The sequence below is a fragment of the Sphingosinicella microcystinivorans genome (genome assembly GCF_027941835.1).
In the GTDB taxonomy this organism is placed as follows: domain Bacteria; phylum Pseudomonadota; class Alphaproteobacteria; order Sphingomonadales; family Sphingomonadaceae; genus Sphingosinicella.
The window spans coordinates 2,274,956-2,290,858 of record NZ_CP116005.1 but is presented as its reverse complement, the minus strand read 5'-3'; the positions used below and the strand labels follow the sequence as shown (position 1 = coordinate 2,290,858).

17 protein-coding genes, 1 tRNA gene and 1 riboswitch are annotated in these 15,903 nt (G+C 67.0%); all 18 genes read left to right on the top strand.

The window, feature by feature from the left end; genetic code table 11:
* The first annotated feature begins 5 nt into the window (after positions 1–5).
* The 18 genes from flgL to PE061_RS10905 all read left to right on the top strand — a co-directional run bounded on the left by flgL (position 6) and on the right by PE061_RS10905 (position 15,714).
* A complete protein-coding gene (flgL, locus tag PE061_RS10985) occupies positions 6–926 on the top strand; it encodes a flagellar hook-associated protein FlgL (RefSeq protein ID WP_271255328.1) in 921 nt (306 codons plus the stop codon).
* A 164-nt stretch (positions 927–1,090) separates the two neighbouring features.
* Positions 1,091–1,954, top strand: coding sequence for a flagellar motor stator protein MotA (gene motA / locus PE061_RS10980; protein ID WP_271255327.1), 864 nt, complete (start codon positions 1,091–1,093; stop codon positions 1,952–1,954).
* Complete coding sequence (locus tag PE061_RS10975) at positions 1,951–2,910, top strand: flagellar motor protein MotB (RefSeq protein WP_271255326.1); 960 nt, start codon at positions 1,951–1,953, stop codon at positions 2,908–2,910. The genes motA and PE061_RS10975 overlap by 4 nt, the downstream gene beginning before the upstream one ends.
* A gap of 43 nt (positions 2,911–2,953) precedes the next feature.
* Positions 2,954–3,361, top strand: coding sequence for a MarR family winged helix-turn-helix transcriptional regulator (locus PE061_RS10970; protein ID WP_271255325.1), 408 nt, complete (start codon positions 2,954–2,956; stop codon positions 3,359–3,361).
* Complete coding sequence (locus PE061_RS10965) at positions 3,358–4,548, top strand: MFS transporter (protein WP_271255324.1); 1,191 nt, start codon at positions 3,358–3,360, stop codon at positions 4,546–4,548. The genes PE061_RS10970 and PE061_RS10965 overlap by 4 nt, the downstream gene beginning before the upstream one ends.
* Positions 4,545–4,670: a hypothetical protein gene (locus PE061_RS10960; RefSeq protein ID WP_271255323.1), complete on the top strand. Its 126-nt coding sequence runs from the start codon at positions 4,545–4,547 to the stop codon at positions 4,668–4,670. The genes PE061_RS10965 and PE061_RS10960 overlap by 4 nt, the downstream gene beginning before the upstream one ends.
* 34 nt (positions 4,671–4,704) lie before the next feature.
* Positions 4,705–4,885, top strand: a riboswitch (yybP-ykoY riboswitch).
* A gap of 12 nt (positions 4,886–4,897) precedes the next feature.
* Positions 4,898–5,467 (top strand): TMEM165/GDT1 family protein, encoded by a 570-nt coding sequence (locus tag PE061_RS10955; protein WP_271255322.1) that lies wholly within the window; start codon positions 4,898–4,900, stop codon positions 5,465–5,467.
* Positions 5,468–5,528: 61 nt separating this feature from the next.
* A complete protein-coding gene (locus PE061_RS10950; RefSeq protein ID WP_271255321.1) occupies positions 5,529–6,188 on the top strand; it encodes a TetR/AcrR family transcriptional regulator in 660 nt (219 codons plus the stop codon).
* Between the two features lie 162 nt (positions 6,189–6,350).
* Positions 6,351–7,595, top strand: a complete 1,245-nt coding sequence (locus tag PE061_RS10945) for a sarcosine oxidase subunit beta family protein (protein WP_271255320.1) — start codon at positions 6,351–6,353, stop codon at positions 7,593–7,595.
* A 7-nt stretch (positions 7,596–7,602) separates the two neighbouring features.
* Positions 7,603–7,890: a sarcosine oxidase subunit delta gene (locus PE061_RS10940; RefSeq protein WP_271255319.1), complete on the top strand. Its 288-nt coding sequence runs from the start codon at positions 7,603–7,605 to the stop codon at positions 7,888–7,890.
* On the top strand, positions 7,887–10,817 hold the full coding sequence (locus PE061_RS10935) for a sarcosine oxidase subunit alpha family protein (protein WP_271255318.1): 2,931 nt from the start codon (positions 7,887–7,889) through the stop codon (positions 10,815–10,817). The genes PE061_RS10940 and PE061_RS10935 overlap by 4 nt, the downstream gene beginning before the upstream one ends.
* The gene (locus PE061_RS10930; RefSeq protein WP_271255317.1) at positions 10,810–11,334 is read left to right on the top strand and encodes a sarcosine oxidase subunit gamma; all 525 of its coding nucleotides are present in this window, start codon (positions 10,810–10,812) and stop codon (positions 11,332–11,334) included. The genes PE061_RS10935 and PE061_RS10930 overlap by 8 nt, the downstream gene beginning before the upstream one ends.
* A gap of 26 nt (positions 11,335–11,360) precedes the next feature.
* On the top strand, positions 11,361–12,221 hold the full coding sequence (gene purU / locus PE061_RS10925; protein WP_271255316.1) for a formyltetrahydrofolate deformylase: 861 nt from the start codon (positions 11,361–11,363) through the stop codon (positions 12,219–12,221).
* Positions 12,222–12,321: 100 nt separating this feature from the next.
* A tRNA-Ser gene (locus tag PE061_RS10920) sits at positions 12,322–12,411 on the top strand.
* A 140-nt stretch (positions 12,412–12,551) separates the two neighbouring features.
* The gene (locus PE061_RS10915) at positions 12,552–13,715 is read left to right on the top strand and encodes a tyrosine-type recombinase/integrase (RefSeq protein ID WP_271255315.1); all 1,164 of its coding nucleotides are present in this window, start codon (positions 12,552–12,554) and stop codon (positions 13,713–13,715) included.
* Positions 13,712–14,662, top strand: coding sequence for a hypothetical protein (locus PE061_RS10910; RefSeq protein ID WP_271255314.1), 951 nt, complete (start codon positions 13,712–13,714; stop codon positions 14,660–14,662). The genes PE061_RS10915 and PE061_RS10910 overlap by 4 nt, the downstream gene beginning before the upstream one ends.
* 127 nt (positions 14,663–14,789) lie before the next feature.
* On the top strand, positions 14,790–14,996 hold the full coding sequence (locus PE061_RS21770) for a helix-turn-helix transcriptional regulator (protein WP_420794297.1): 207 nt from the start codon (positions 14,790–14,792) through the stop codon (positions 14,994–14,996).
* Positions 14,997–15,108: 112 nt separating this feature from the next.
* Positions 15,109–15,714 (top strand): hypothetical protein, encoded by a 606-nt coding sequence (locus PE061_RS10905; RefSeq protein ID WP_271255313.1) that lies wholly within the window; start codon positions 15,109–15,111, stop codon positions 15,712–15,714.
* Positions 15,715–15,903 lie beyond the last annotated feature (189 nt).

The following is a 15,903-nucleotide window of genomic DNA, read 5'->3' as shown; positions in this document are numbered from 1 at the left end:
CGCATATGCGCGTCGGCACCTTCCAGTCCTTCCAGTCGCAGATCAGCCGCATGGGCGCGCTGCAATCGACGCTCGCGCAGCTCGAGGCGCAGATCGCCTCGGGCAAGCGCATCCTCGATCCGTCGGACGATCCGCTGGGGTCGAGCCGCGTCGCCGATCTTCAGCGCAGCATCGACGACAACCAGCAGTTCATCCGCAACATGGACGCGATCACCACGCAGCTCTCGCTCGCCGACAGCGCCGTGGACGCCATGTCGAACCAGATGGTGCGCGCCAAGGAGCTCGCCATACAGGCCGCGAACGCCACGCTCACCGATGCCGACCGGCAGGTGATCAGCACCGAGCTCGGGCAGATCATCGACCAGATGCTGTCGCTTTCGAACACGCGCGACGCGGCGGGCAACTATTTGTTTTCAGGCGCGTCCGTCGGCACGGCGCCGTTCGTGCGCGATGCGGCCGGCGCCATCGTCTGGCAGGGCAGCGGCGAGCCGCCGAAGGTGCCGATCAGCGCCGACGTCGCGGTCTCGACGGGCGCGAACGGCCTTTCGATGCTCTCCATCGACACGAGCGGCGGCCGCCAGACGATCCTTGCCGCGCTCACCGAGTTCAAGGCGCTGCTCGACGACCCCGCCGTCGATGCCGCGACCTTCGCGAGCGGCATGGAGAAGGCGCTGCGCGACACCACCGCGGGCGTCGACCGCCTCGCCGACCAGCGCGCGACCTTCGGCTCGCGGCTCGCGCAGGTGGGAACGGAAACCGATCGGCTGAAGGCGCTGGAGACCACGATGACGACCGCGAAGAGCAATATCGAGAGCCTCGATGTCGCCGCCGCCATCGTCCAGCTGAAGAGCGCGATGACGCTGCTCGACGCTTCCCAGCAGAGCTTCGCCCAGATCAAGAAACTGTCGCTGTTCAGCTACTTGTAGGCTGGCGGCGGCGCATGTGCTGCACCGCAACAAATCTGTGCCGGGGGAAGCCTTTCTCAACCTTTGGGTGCCTAAATGACCGTCAGTCGGGGTCGTTAAGCAAGATGGGCGGGCGGCGTCGCAAGGATCCGGCGATACCGGCAGGCAATGGAGTTGTGCGTTAGATGTTGGCGGCGATCGGTCTCATTGTCCTATTCGCGATGGTCTTCGGTGGTTTCGCCATCACCGGGGGCAATCTCGAGCCGGTCTTCCATGCGATTCCGCACGAAATGCTCATCATCGGCGGCGCCGCCGCGGGCTCGCTGCTGCTGGGCAACAGCTTTGTCGTCCTGAAGCAGGTCGGCGGCGGCGTCGGCAAGATCTTCAAGGGCGCGACCTACAACAGGAAGGACTATCTCGACGCGATCTTCCTCGCCTCCAAGCTGATGAAGACCATGAAGGTCGAAGGCCCGGTCGCGATGGAAGCGCACATCGAGGACCCCAAGTCGAGCAGCATCTTCGCCGAGTATCCCAAGCTGCTGAAGGACCATTTCCTCATCGACTTCATGGCCGACGCCATCCGCCTCGTCGTCGTCTCCTCGGGCACGCTCAACGTGCACGCGGTCGAGGAGATCATGGACAACGCGCTGAAGACCCACCACCACACGGCGATGAAGCCGGTGAAGGTGCTGCAATCCACGGGTGACGCCCTCCCCGCGCTCGGCATCGTCGCCGCCGTGCTCGGCGTCGTGAAGACGATGGGCTCCATCGACCAGCCGCCCGCCATCCTCGGCGGCATGATCGGCTCGGCGCTCGTCGGCACCTTCCTCGGCGTGCTGCTCGCCTACGGCATCGTCTCGCCGATGGCGAACCGGCTGGAGCAGATTCTCGAGGAAGACGGCGAGATCTACCACGTCGCCAAGGCGATCATCATCTCCTCGCTGCACGGCAACGCGCCCGCGATGGTCATCGAGGCCGCGCGCACCAGCATCAGCATCAAGAACCAGCCCGGCTTCGCCGAGGTGTTCGACGGGCTTCGCGGCCGATGAGCGCGGAACCGATCAAGCCGCTGGTCGCCGAGGCGGAAGTCCCGCCGCCGATCATCATCAAGAAGATCACCATAGAGGCGCACGGCGGCCACCACGGCGGCGCGTGGAAGGTCGCCTACGCCGACTTCGTGACCGCGATGATGGCGTTCTTCCTGCTGCTCTGGATCGTCGGCGCCACCAACGAGGACCAGCGCAAGGGCATCGCCGACTATTTCTCGCCGACGCTCGTCCAGCACACCAAGGCGGGCGGCTCCAACGGCGTCATGGGCGGCCGCGCCATGCTGGCGCCCGATGGAAACGCGCCGAACGCCGTGCCCAAGGGCACGCAGCGGCTGATGCCCGTCACCAGCTTCTCGCGCGTGACCCCGCCGACGCCCGAGGAACGCGCGCTCGCCGACCAGTTGCAGAGGGAAGACGTGAAACGCTTCGAGGCGGCCGCAGAGGACCTCGAGAAGCGCATGGCGAGCGACAGGAACCTCGCCCGGCTCCGCGACCAGATTCGCCTGTCGGTGACGCCGGAGGGGCTGCGCATCGACATCCTCGACGAAGCCGATTTCGCGATGTTCGCGGTCGGCACCAACCGGCTTTCGCCGCAGGCGCAGGACCTCGTGCGCGCCGTCGCCACGGCCGTGCAGACGATGCCCAACCCGATCGCCATGCGCGGCCACACCGACAGCCTGCCCTATGCGGGCGGCTCGATCGGCGGACCAGCGGGCGGCATGAACAACTGGGTGCTTTCCGCGCAGCGCGCCGAGGCGACGCGCGCCGCCCTTGCCGCGGGCGGCGTCGATCCGACGCGCTTCTCGCGCCTCGAAGGCGTCGCCGACCGCGAGCCCTTCAACAAGGCGAACCCCTACGATCCGCGCAACCGGCGCATCAGCGTGACATTGCTGTACCGCACCCCGATGGGGGCCGGACCCGCCGCCCAACCCAGCGCCCAGCCCGCTGCCGAATAAGACGGGTTGATCGGCACGGCAGATGCGTGCATATGCACGTATCATGTCCTCCCCCTGCGTTTGCACACGCCTGCGCCGCGCCGCGCGCGCCGCGAACACGCTCTACGATGCCGCGCTGGCACCGGCCGGTCTCACCACGCCGCAGTTCGCGCTGCTGCGCACGCTGGCGCGCACCGGCGCCTGCTCGCTGACGGCGTTCGGCGCCGCCACGGGCCATGACCGGACGACGCTGAACCGCACCGTCGGCGCGCTCGAGCGCGAGGGCCTCGTGCAATCCTGCGCGGGCGACGACAAGCGCCGGCGCATGGTTTCCCTGACCGATGCGGGCCGCGCCGCCATCGACCGCGCCTCGCCGCTCTGGGAACGCGCGCAGGCGGAGATGGCGCGGCAGGTCGACACGGAGACGCTGTTCGCGCTGCTCGACCGCGTCGAATCGGCGGTGCGCGCATGAAGCGCCCCGCCGTCGTCATCGTCTGCGGGGCGCTGATCGTCACGCTCGCCATGGGCGTCCGGCAGACCTTCGGGCTGTTCCTTCCCGAGATGAGCGCCGCGCTCGACATCGGGCGCGGCACCTTCGGGCTGGCGCTCGCCATCCAGAACCTGCTGTTCGGGCTCGTGCAGCCGTTCGTCGGCGCCATAGCCGACCGCCACGGTGCCGGGCGGGTCGTCGCCGTCGGTGCGCTCGTTTATGCGCTCGGCCTGATCGGCGCGGCGATGACCGGCAGCGCGCTCGGCCTTCACATCACGTTCGGCGTGATCGTCGGCATGGCGCAGTCGGCGACGACCTTCGTGGTCGTGCTGGGCGCAGTCGGCCGCGTCGTGCCGGAGGCGCAGCGCTCGCTCGCCTTCGGGATGGTCACGGCGGGCGGCTCGCTCGGTCAGTTCCTCGTCGTGCCCGCCGGGCAGATGCTGCTCGGCGACTTCGGCTACCGCACCGCGCTCATGGTGCTCGCCGGCGTCGTCGCCGTCGCCGCGGCGCTGTCGGTCGGCGTCGCCGGAAAGCCGCAGCCGGCGCGCGGCGAGGGTCCCGACCAGCCGCTCGGAAGCGCCCTTGCCGAGGCGGCGTCCAACCGCAGCTTCCAGCTGCTGACCGCGGGCTTCTTCGTCTGCGGCTTCCACATCGCGTTCATCGCCACCCATTTCCCCGCCTATCTCGCCGACAAGGGCCTCGGCGCGTCGATCGGCGCGACGGTGCTGGCGCTCGTCGGCCTGTTCAACATCTTCGGCTCCTACGTCTTCGGCCTGTGGGGCGACCATGCGCCGAAGAAGCTGCTGCTGAGCGGCCTCTACGCGGCGCGCGGCCTCATCATCGTCGTCTACCTGCTGCTACCGGTTTCACCCGCCTCGACTCTGGTCTTCGCGGCGGCGATGGGCTTCCTCTGGCTCGGCACCGTGCCGCTGACGAGCGGCCTCATCGGGCAGATCTTCGGCGTGCGCTATCTCTCCATGCTCTACGGCATCGTGTTCCTCAGCCATCAGGTCGGCAGCTTCTTCGGCGCGTGGCTATCGGGCGCGCTCTACGACCTCTCCGGCAGCTACGATGCCGCATGGGGCGCCTCGATCGCGCTCGCGGTGATCGCCGCGCTGCTGCACCTGCCGATCCGCGCCGTTCCGGTCGCGCGGTTGCAGCCCGCATGACCCGCCGCGCGCACCTCCTCGCCGTCGCGCTCGGCGTGCTGGCAGCGGCCGGCGGCTGGGCGCTCTGGGAGAGCGAGGGCGCCATGCTCTGGCTCGCGGGATTTTCCAGCCTGTGCGGTTGATCGGCTTGCGCCCGCGCGCGAACCGGGCTAGCAGCACACCGTCATCTGGGGAGTAGCCAGCCGCCGACGAGGCGGGCCTTCGTGTCAACATACTCGGTCGAGAGGCCGTGGCGCGAGGGGAACGGGACCACCGTTCGGGCGAGACCAATGACGTCGCTTTCCCGTCCGGTCGGGCGGGGGGAGCGATGTCGTTGGATCTGCGTTCCGCCCGACCCCGGAGATGTCCCTTGGAAGCCCTGTTCGTTTCGACCGCCGTGGTCGCGCTCGCCGAGATCGGCGACAAGACCCAGCTGCTCGCCATCGTCCTCGCCGCCCGCTTCGCGCGTCCCTGGCCGATCATCGCGGGCATCTTCGCCGCCACGCTCGCCAACCACTTCCTCGCCGCCCTCGTCGGCAGCGAGGCCGCCTCGATCCTCGACGGCCCGTGGTTCCGCTACGCGGTCGGCGCCTCGTTCATCGCCATGGCGATCTGGACGCTCGTCCCCGACAAGTTCGACAACATCGAGAACAGGCCCGCCCGCTTCGGCGCCTTCCTGACGACGCTCATCGCCTTCTTCCTCGTCGAGATGGGCGACAAGACGCAGGTCGCTACCGTCGCGCTCGGCGCCCGCTTCGAAAGCGTGGTCCCCGTCACGATGGGCACGACCTTCGGCATGATGATCGCGAACGTGCCCGCCGTGTTCCTCGGCGACGCGCTGATCCGCCGCGTGCCGATGCGCGCCGTTCATAGCACCGCGGCGCTCCTGTTCCTCGCGATCGGCATATGGGTGGTCGCGCAGACGGCAGGCTGGGTGTGAGGCCCGGCATCTGCAAGGAAGCACTGGACAATCCGGGCTGCAACGCGCATCGCTTCGGCCCATGACCGCTACGCCCAAGGCGCGCGCGCCGCGCCGTCTCACCCGGGAGGACTGGATCGCGAGCGCGCGCAAGACGCTGGTCGAACGCGGCGTCGACGACGTGAAGGTCGATCGGCTGGCGAAGCAGATGCGCGTGACGCGCGGCAGCTTCTACTGGCATTTCCAGCACCGCCGCGACCTTCTCGACGCGCTGCTGACCGACTGGGAAGCGCGCAACTATTTCGAGATCGCGCAGATCCGCGCGCGCTGGGCGAAGAACGCGCCCGATCTCACCGAGGTCGTGGCGAGCTGGCTGGAAGCCGACCCCGCTTTCCCCTCCTTCGACGTCGCCGTGCGCGCGTGGGCGCGCAAGAGCAACGAGGTCGCCGAGGCAGTCGAACGCGCCGATGCCGCGTGGATCGCGCTGCTGCAGGAGCTGTTCGAGAAGAGCGGCTACGACAGCGACGAAAGCCTCGTCCGGGCGCGCATCACCCATTTCCACCAGATCGGCTACTACGCGCTCGGCTTCCGCGAGCCGCACGCGGAGCGGCTTCGCCTCGTGCCGCTGTACTACCGTGTCCTCACCGGACGCGAACCGACGGCGAAGCTGATCAAGGTCCTCGACGATCTCGTCCGCGAAACGCCCGCCCCCAGGCGCGCGGGGCGCAAGGCCGCCGGCTAGCCGCTCCACAGTGCAAACCTGTACCGTCATCCCGGGGGCATCAGCGCCCAGGACCGTGATTCTTTCGATCACCATACATTCCGAAGGGTTGATTCCAAACACTAGTGTATCTATTGCTTCCCGGACGGCGTAACGAGGGTCGAGAGGCGGGAGACGGAGCAAGTGACACGATATTCGGCGTGGTCGCTGCTGCGCGCGGGCCTTTCGGGGCAGCGGACGTGGACGCCCGCATGGCGCGAGGGGAAACCCCGGAAACGCTATCAGGCCGTCATCATCGGCGGCGGCGGGCATGGCCTTGCGACGGCCTATTATCTCGCCAGCAAGCACGGCATGAAGGACATCGCGGTGCTGGAGCGCGGCTGGATCGGCGGCGGCAACACGGGGCGCAACACCACCGTGATCCGGTCCAACTATTTCTTCCCGGAAAGCACGCGCTTCTACGATTTCTCGCTGTCGCTCTATGAGGGGTTATCGCGCGAGCTCAACTACAACATCATGTTCTCGCGGCGCGGCATGTGGACCTTCGCGCACGACCGCCACGGCGTGGAGATGCTGCGCCGCTCGGTGAACGCGATGCGCCTCAACGGCGCCGACGCCGAATATCACGAGGGCGCGGACGTGCTTCGCCGCATTCCCGGCCTCAACCCCACCCCGCGCTTCCCGATCCTTGCAGGCCTGCTGCAGCCGCGCGGCGGCACCGCCCGCCACGACGCCGTCGCGTGGGGCTACGCACGCGCCGCGGACAGGCTCGGCGTCGACATCATCCAGAACTGCGAAGTAACCGGCTTCGACATTCGCGAGGGACGCATCACCGGCGTCCAGACCTCGCTCGGCGACATCGCGGCGGAGCGCGTCGGCCTCGCGGTCGCGGGACACAGCAGCGTGATGGCGAAACGCGCGGGCTTCCGCCTGCCGATCGTCTCCTACGCGCTTCAGGCGTTCGTCTCGGAGCCGATGAAACCGGTTCTGGACACCGTGGTACTGGCGCCCTCCACCGGCACCTACCTCAGCCAGTCCGACAAGGGCGAGATCGTGGTGGGGGGCACGCTCGACCTGTTCCCCTCCTATGCCCAGCGCGGCAGCCTGCCCGTGCTCGAACACACGGCGGCGGGCCTCATAGACCTGTTCCCGCACTTCTCGCGCGTGCGCCTGCTCCGGCAATGGGCGGGCATCGTCGATGTCGTGCACGATTCGACGCCGATCCTCGGCGAAAGCCCGGTCAAGGGCCTGTACCTCAACTGCGGCTGGGGCACCGGCGGCTTCAAGGCGATCCCCGGCGGCGGCTTCTGCCTTGCCCACCACATCGCCACCGGCGAAGCGTACCCGCTTGCCGCCCCCTTCTCGCTCGACCGTTTCCGGACCGGCGCGCTCATCGACGAAGCCGCCGCCTCCGGCATTGCCCATTGAGGATGCCATGCTGCTGATCGACTGTCCCTGGTGTGGGCCGCGCGCCGAGAGCGAGTTCCGCTGCGGCGGCGAGAGCCCGATCGTCCGCCCCGCCGCCCCGGCGTCCACCGACGACACGGCATGGGCGGACTACATGTTCTACCGCGACAACGTGAAGGGCCTCGGCTTCGAACGCTGGCACCACCGCTTCGGCTGCGGCCTCTGGTTCAACGTCGCGCGCGACACGGTTTCGCATCGTATCCTCGCCGTCTACGGCATGACCGATCCCCGCCCCGTGCTGGAGAGCGAGGCATGAGCGGCTATCGCCTCGAACACGGCGGCGACATCGACCGCAGCCGACCCGTCACCTTCCGCTGGGAGGGCAGGACCCATTCGGGGTTCGCGGGCGACACGCTCGCCTCCGCACTGCTCGCGAGCGGCGAGCGCATGGTCGGGCGCAGCTTCAAATACCACCGCCCGCGCGGCCTCATCGCCGCAGGACTCGACGAGCCCAACGCCATCGTCCAGCTCGAACAGGGCGCGGGCACGATCCCGAACCTCAAGGCGCCTTACGTAGAGCTTTACGAGGGACTCGACGCGAACCCGGTGAACGCGTGGCCGAGCCTCCGCTTCGACCTGATGGCGGTGAACGGCCTGTTCAAGCGATTCATCCCGGCGGCGTTCTACTACAAGACCTTCATGTGGCCGGACTGGCTGCTGTTCGAGCCCGCGATCCGCAAGGCCGCGGGCCTCGGCAAGGCGCCGGACCTTCCCGATCCGGATACCTACGCGCAGGTCTCCGTGCACATGGACGTTCTGGTCGTCGGCGGCGGCATCGCCGGGCTCGCGGCGGCGCTTCATGCCGCGCAGGCCGGGAAATCAGTGATGCTGGTGACGGGCAGCGCGCATTGGGGCGGCAGGCTCGCCGGGACGAGCGATGCGATCGAGGGCAAGCCCGCGCGCGTCTGGATCGAGGATACGCTCCGCGCGCTCGCGGCGCTGCCGAACGTCACGCTGAAGACGCGGACGCTCGCCACGGGGCACTACGACCACGGCATGGTCGCGCTGTGCGAGCGGCTGACCGACCATCTGCCGCTTGGGCAGCGCACCGGCCCACGCCAACGGCTGTGGCGGGTCCGCGCGAACGAACTGGTGCTCGCGCAGGGCGCCATCGAACGCCCGCTGGTGTTCCGGGGCAACGACCGGCCGGGCGTGATACTGGCGGGCGCCGCACGCGCCTATCTCCATCGCTACGGCGTCGTCGCCGGGCGGGAGATCGTCGTCGCCACCAACAACGACAGCGCGTGGCAGGCGGCGTTCGATCTGGCCGAGGCAGGCACGCGCATCGCGGCCATCGCCGATGCGCGCGGGACTCCCTCCGCCGCGCTGACAGCGCGCGCAGATGCCCTCGGCATCCCCGTCCACGCGGGCATGGCGCCATCGGCGGCGATCGGCGGCAGGATCATACGGGGCGTGCGCCTCGGGCGCGTGAACGCCGCCGGGCGGATCGAGGGCCAGACGATCGAGTTGTGCTGCGACACGCTGCTCGTGTCGGGCGGCTGGAACCCTGCCGTCCACCTGCACTCGCATGGTGCGGGGCGTTTGACGCTCGACCCGAACCTTCAGAGCTTCGTTCCCCTCGCCGCTGCGGGACACAGGAGCATCGGCGGCGCAGCGGGCGATTTCACGCCAGACGGTACGCTTGCCGCCGCACGCGGAGACGACGCGCCCCGTAAGGCCGCATCGCCGATCCCGGCGCTCTGGTCGATTTCCGAAACCGGAGAGCCCGACCCCGAAGCGTGGGTCGATTTCCAGAACGACGTGACCGCCGGAGACGTCGCGCTCGCCGCGCGCGAGAATTTCCGGTCGGTCGAGCACCTGAAGCGCTACACGACGCTCGGCATGGCCTCCGATCAGGGCAAGACCTCGAACGTCAACGGCATCGGCATCCTCGGCACATTGCTGGACAAGCCGATGGAGGCGATCGGCACCACGAAATTCCGCCCGCCCTATGACCCGACACCGTTCGGCGTCTTCGCCGGGCACCGCGTCGGCGAAGGGCTGCACCCGCGCCGCCGCCTCGCGCTCCACGACTGGCATGTCGAACGCGGCGCCCTGCTCGACGAGTACGGCGGCTGGATGCGCCCTGCGGCCTACCTTCGTCCCGGTGAGCAGGAGGCGGACGCCGTCCGCCGCGAGGTGCTGGCCGTGCGCAGCGGCGTCGGCCTCTTCGAGGCCTCGCCGCTCGGCAAGATCAAGGTGAAGGGGCCGGACGCCGCCGCCTTCCTCGACCGCATGTACGTGAACACGATCAGCACGCTGAAGGTCGGCCGCTGCCGCTACGCGATCATGCTGACCGAGAACGGCACCGTGTTCGACGACGGCGTGGTCACGCGGCTGGCGGACGACCGCTTCCTCGTCGGCACGACCAGTGGTCATGCCGCCGCTGTCGCGGAAGCCTTCCGCGAATGGCTGCAATGCGAATGGACGCAGATGCGCGTGCTCGTCGAGGACGTCACCACCTGCCGGGCGGTCGCGAACATCGCCGGGCCGAAGGCGCGCCACGTGCTCGCTGCGCTGGAGCCGGACATCGACATCTCCGGCGATGCCTTCCCGCACATGAGCGCGCGCGCCGGACGAATCTGCGGCATCCCCACACAAGTCGCGCGCGTCAGCTTCACCGGCGAGCTTTCCTATGAGATCGCCGTGCCGTGGCGGGATGCCGAACGGCTCTGGACGGCGCTGGTCGAAGCCGGCGCCCCCCACGGCCTGACCCCGTTCGGCGTCGAGGCGCTGATGACGATGCGCATCGAGAAGGGCTTCCTGCACGTCGGCTCCGACACCGACGGCACCACGCTGCCGCAGGACATCGGCTTCGGCGGGATCATGCGGAAGAAAACGCAGGATTTCGTGGGCCGCCGCTCCGCGCTCCGCCCGGATGGGCTGAGGGGCGACCGGCGCAGCCTCGTCGGCCTCGAAGTGACGGACGGCAACCCCGCGCCGCTGGTCGCGGGCGCGCACGTCCTCCCGGAAATGGCAGCCGCGCCGAAGCCGAGCGAGGGCTGGGTGACGTCGAGCGCATGGTCCCCCACGCTGGAGGCCCCGCTCGCGCTCGCGCTTGTCGCGCGCGGACAGGACCGGATCGGCGAAAGCGTGCGCGTCTGGGACCTCGGGGCGTGGCGCGAAGCCCGCATCACCGGCCTTTGCCGCTATGATCCGGAAGGAGCCCGGCTCGATGCCTGACATCCTCGACATGCCGGCCGGGTGCCGTATCGACGCGGACCTCGGCGTCGCCAAGGTCCAGATCGGCGGCGGAGCCGACACGCCGCAACGGCTGGCCGCGGCGCTCGGCCTCGGTGCACCCGCCCCGAACCGCTACAGCGAGAACGGCAGCATCGCCCTCTCGGCGATCGCGCCGGGCGAATGGCTGCTGACCGGCCCCGCCGATGCCGTCGCGACCGCCCTCGGGTACGTGGACGAGACGTTCCAGGAAGACGTCGTGCTCGCGCTCGATCTGACACACGGACGTACCGCGCTGCGGTTCGAAGGCCCTGCGGGGCAGGCGTGCCTTGCCGCCCTCACTCCGCTCGATCTCCGCCCGGATCGCTTTCCGGTGGGCGCCGCGGTCCGCACCCGCCTCGGCGACATCGGCGCGTTCGTCGCGCGCACCGGCGACGCGCCCGCGTTCCTGCTGATCGTGGACCAGAGCTACACCGACTATGTCCTGCACCTGATCGGCCACGCCGCGAACGCCGCCTGACCCCCACCAGAACGGAAATCCCCGCCATGACCGAACCGAACCACGCCCGCTGCGTGCTCCGCTTCCGCTGCCCCGACCAGCCCGGCATCCTCGCCCGGCTGACGCCGCTCCTCGCCGAAAACGGCTGGGACATCCGCGAGGCGGCCATCTACGGCGACCCCGACAGCGCCACCTTCTTCGTGCGCATGGAACTGGCGAGCGGCCGCGCCCGCATCGCCGACCTGCCGCAGCACATCGCCCCGGCCGTCGCCGCGCTGGGGCTCGACTGGGAGGTCCACGACATCACGGCGCCGATGCCGGTGCTGATCGCCGTCTCGAAGTTCAACCACTGCCTCGTCGACCTGCTCCACAAGGTCGAGATCGGGGCGCTGCCGATCCGCATCGTCGGCGTCGTCTCGAACCACGAGCAGGAGCGGGGGCGCGTCGCGTGGCACAGCATCCCCTATCATCACCTGCCGGTCGACCGCGCCGACAAGGCCGCGCAGGAACGCCGTTTCCTCGAGATCATTGCGGAAAGCGGCGCCGAACTCACCGTGCTCGCACGCTACATGCAGATTCTCTCGGACGACTTCGCAGGCAGGCTCGCGGGCCGCTGCATCAACATCCACCACAGCTTCCTGCCGAGCTTCAAGGGTGCGAAGCCCTATCATCAGGCGAAGGCGCGCGGCGTGAAGCTGATCGGCGCCACCGCGCACTATGTCACCGCCGACCTCGACGAGGGCCCCATCATCGAGCAGGACGTACGCCGCGTGAGCCACGCCATGACCGCGGAAGAAATGGTCGCCATCGGCCGCGAGGTCGAAGCCTCCGTCCTCGCCCGCGCCGTGCGCTGGCACGCGGAACACCGCATTCTCGGCAACGGAAACCAGACCGTGGTGCTGAACTGACGAAACCGACGATTGCGGGCTTGGCAAGACCCCGGAACCTCGCCTATATGCCCGCCTTCGTCGATCCGGTGCCAGCCATGCCGCTTGCACCACCCGGTGCGGAGAGGTGCCAGAGAGGTCGATTGGGACGGTCTCGAAAACCGTTGTGCGGACAACCGTACCGTGGGTTCGAATCCCACCCTCTCCGCCAGCAGCCTATCTCACCATAACCCAAACCGTAGCATAATCGGCTGTTTTTAGTCGATTTTCTGCGGATTCGTGTTTGATTGCGTATTCCCGAATTGCATGGTATCCCACGCATCGTGTGGTAATAAATGTGGGAGAAAAATCATGGGCCGGTTGTCGGCTACGGCGGTGAAGGCGGCGAAGCTGCCCGGACGCTATGGCGACGGCGACGGTCTGTATCTGCTGGTCAGCCGCGCAGGTGCCCGCTCATGGGTCTGCCGGGTGCAGAAAGACGGCAAGCGACGCGACATCGGCCTTGGCAGCGCGAAGAAGGTTTCGCTGGCCGTGGCGCGCGAGCGCGCGGCCAAGGTGCGCAGTCAGGTGGAAGTCGGCCTCGACCCCATCGCCGAGCGGCGCAAGGAAGCGGGTATCCCGACATTCCGCGAAGCCGCCGCTATCGTCTTTGCAGAGAACAAGAAGAACTGGCGCAACGCCAAGCACCGCGATCAGTGGCTTTCGACCCTCACGACATATGCTTTTCCCTTTTTTGGTGACATGGCGGTGAGCAAGGTGGAGGGGCCGCATGTCCGCGATGCGCTCGTCGCCATCTGGCTCGAAAAGCCGGAAACCGCCCGGCGCGTGCGCCAGCAGATCGTTGCCGTGATCGACTGGGCTATCGCCAAGGGTTATCGGGACTTGCCCTTGCCGATTGCGGCCATGAACAAGTCGCTACCCAAGGTGAAGGTCAAGCCGGTTCATCACAGTGCCTTGCCCTATGCCGATGTTCCGGCCTTCGCCGCCAAGTTGCGTGAACGAGAATCGGTTGGCCGCCTCGCCTTCGAGGCGTTGATTCTGACCGCTTCGCGTTCGGGCGAAATTCGCGGTGCGGCATGGAGTGAGCTTGATCTTGAAAAGAAGCTCTGGACGATCCCGGCGGACCGGATGAAGGCAGGGCGCGAACATGTGGTGCCACTGTCGGATGCCGCCGTCAGTGCTTTCCTGCGGGCCGAAACCTATCGGGAGGTTCGCAACGATCTTGTGTTTCCGGGCGCTCGCTACGGCAAGCCCTTGTCGGATATGACTCTGACCAAGATTTGCCGCGACTTGGAAATCCCTGCCGTGCCGCATGGTTTCCGATCCAGCTTCCGCGATTGGGTTGCCGAGGAAACCGACTTCGACGGTGACGTTGCGGAAATGGCGCTGGCGCACACCATCGAGAACAAGGTTGAAGCTGCTTACCGGCGCGGCAATCTGCTGGAAAAGCGGCGGGCGCTTATGAACGCATGGGGAGCGTATTGCTTGCCGGGATCGCAGGAACCGTCCTCGTGATCGAGGTCGATCTGCTTAGCGATGTCGCCGCGCTCCGCCTTGCGCCTGACAATATCGAAACCGGGCGGGCCGAGATTGAAAGGCTGGTGAGGCCGCTTCGCCGGAGGCTGGGGGCGATCAATGCGGGGCGATCTGTAATCGGAACGATAGGCGCGATTGCGGCGGTTGCGGGATTTGCCATTGTCGCCGGTTCCCCGCCGCATTCCAGCGAATGGGGCGCGCAAGCCTTGGCAGTGGGCGGGGCAACCACGGTCATGATGAGCTGGTTGGGCGGACGATTGATCCAGCGGCGCAGGCGTTTCGTCGCCAAGCGTCCCTATGACACCCCCCTGCCGCCAGAAATAGAGACGTTGCTGACCGACCTTGCTGCCGGGCGCTTGCGGGCGGTGATGTCAAAAGGATATGGGCCAGTCAGCACGAGTGCGCTGCGCGCGAACGATGGCCAACTCTTCGATACGGAAATCGCGCCCGGCACATTTGGCAATCGTTTCGCGCCGATCCTGTTGCTGGCCAATCCCAAAGATTATGCCGCCTTATGGATGCCTTGGGGTGGCACGTTGGATCGACCGATCTACGTGGTCAAAGCGCCGGACGAAGAACAACGGGAACCGTCGCCATCGGAGCCAAAGATCGAAATGCACTGGATTGCAAAAATCCCGTCAGATCGATTTGCGGATTGGAACGCCCGTGTGCAGCAGCGCGGCCCTTGGGATGTGCTGACGCAGATCGAGGTTGGGCAAGTCCTGGACGCCGCCCGCAGAAGGGCGGAAAGCGACGCACAGGCGGGTAAGAAATTCAACGTCAATGGCTTTGCAAGGAACGCCAAAACGCCGCGACTTTCCGCTGAAACCATCCGCAAGTTGATCGCGAAGTCAGGCGAGCATGATTACGACTGGGTGCGCAAAAGCGCGGAGGCGGCCCAACTTGGTAGCGATCAGGTAGGATGATTGAAAATAATACGAATTGATTCAACGGCATCCAGATTACCAAGGCCAAGTTTTCCGGTAGCCAAATTGCGTGTGGCGGCAGAGCGCGTGCAGCTTGGGGCATCTCCCTCATACAGGAAAATGCCCGATGCTGCCCCACGATCCCCAGACTCAATTGCTCACTATTGACGATGTGATGCGCCTCACCGGCTACAAGAGCCGGTCGAGCATTTATCGCCTCGTCCGTCAGAACCGTTGTCCGCCGCCCGTTGTCATTGGGGGAGGCAGGGTCCGCTGGCGATCCGGCGAGATCGAACAGTGGCTACAGGGCTTACCCACCCAGCGATACGCCTGACCAGAAAACGGTCAACGGACCCAGCCTGATTACCGGGTGAAGCGTTCCGCGCCTGCGTCCCAACCTCAACCTCACGAACAACCGCAATCGTGGATTCACGAAAGGATTTCCCATGTCCATTTTCCTTCGCGCGATGGACCGGCTTGCCGATTTCATCTGGACAGGCCGCAAGGTCACTCTGCGCTTTTCCGCCGAATACCGCACCGCCTGCTACGCGGTGCCGCTCATCAACAAGTTGCTTGCCGAGGACGAAGACGGCGACGCCTATCGGACAGCGATTGTCGTTTGGCATCGCGCCGAGCGCCCGCCGCTCGACATCTTTCAGGGTCATACATCTTTCTGCCGGATCGACGGCCCGCTCCAATGGGCGGACGATACGCCATTGCCTTTGGGCGGGTTGATCCTTTCGCCCGGCGTGACAGCGCACCTCAACCCTTTCGAGGCGGGTGCGCTGCGCGATCATATGCAGCAGGCGATTGAAGATGCCATTGTCGTGTGGGTCAGGGAACATGACCTCTATTCCTTGCCGCCGGTCCCGGAACAGTTCGACAGGCGCAAGGCCGACCGCAAAGCCAAAGCGATGATCGCCGCATGGGCGGCTGAACAAGAAGCTGGTTCCGCCCCCGAAAGCGGTCGCGCCGATACTGGCGAGTGCTGTTCGGACGAGGCCACCGATGCCCCATGTACTGGTGGCCGGAAAGGTTCGGACAATGACTGAACCGGCAATGCAAAAGGCAATGTTGTGGGGCTGCGATGCTACGCATCGAGCCAGTAATTTGGATACACACCTCACGCACGGGTGCATCCAGCTTTTCTGCCATTTTTTGAGGGTGCGCAAAGGGTGCGCGGGATTTTCCGTTTGCGGAAATGGCGCATTTCCGCCGCTTTTCGAGGGTGCGCCGCGCAC

Bases quoted from the DNA above. Each gene is read 5' to 3' on its own strand.
- flgL (WP_271255328.1), top strand. From the start codon at position 6: ATGCGCGTCGGCACCTTCCAGTCCTTCCAGTCGCAGATCAGCCGCATG.
- motA (WP_271255327.1), top strand. From the start codon at position 1,091: ATGTTGGCGGCGATCGGTCTCATTGTCCTATTCGCGATGGTCTTCGGT.
- PE061_RS10975 (WP_271255326.1), top strand. From the start codon at position 1,951: ATGAGCGCGGAACCGATCAAGCCGCTGGTCGCCGAGGCGGAAGTCCCG.
- PE061_RS10970 (WP_271255325.1), top strand. From the start codon at position 2,954: ATGTCCTCCCCCTGCGTTTGCACACGCCTGCGCCGCGCCGCGCGCGCC.
- PE061_RS10965 (WP_271255324.1), top strand. From the start codon at position 3,358: ATGAAGCGCCCCGCCGTCGTCATCGTCTGCGGGGCGCTGATCGTCACG.
- PE061_RS10960 (WP_271255323.1), top strand. From the start codon at position 4,545: ATGACCCGCCGCGCGCACCTCCTCGCCGTCGCGCTCGGCGTGCTGGCA.
- PE061_RS10950 (WP_271255321.1), top strand. From the start codon at position 5,529: ATGACCGCTACGCCCAAGGCGCGCGCGCCGCGCCGTCTCACCCGGGAG.
- PE061_RS10940 (WP_271255319.1), top strand. From the start codon at position 7,603: ATGCTGCTGATCGACTGTCCCTGGTGTGGGCCGCGCGCCGAGAGCGAG.
- PE061_RS10935 (WP_271255318.1), top strand. From the start codon at position 7,887: ATGAGCGGCTATCGCCTCGAACACGGCGGCGACATCGACCGCAGCCGA.
- PE061_RS10930 (WP_271255317.1), top strand. From the start codon at position 10,810: ATGCCTGACATCCTCGACATGCCGGCCGGGTGCCGTATCGACGCGGAC.
- purU (WP_271255316.1), top strand. From the start codon at position 11,361: ATGACCGAACCGAACCACGCCCGCTGCGTGCTCCGCTTCCGCTGCCCC.
- PE061_RS10915 (WP_271255315.1), top strand. From the start codon at position 12,552: ATGGGCCGGTTGTCGGCTACGGCGGTGAAGGCGGCGAAGCTGCCCGGA.
- PE061_RS21770 (WP_420794297.1), top strand. From the start codon at position 14,790: ATGCTGCCCCACGATCCCCAGACTCAATTGCTCACTATTGACGATGTG.
- PE061_RS10905 (WP_271255313.1), top strand. From the start codon at position 15,109: ATGTCCATTTTCCTTCGCGCGATGGACCGGCTTGCCGATTTCATCTGG.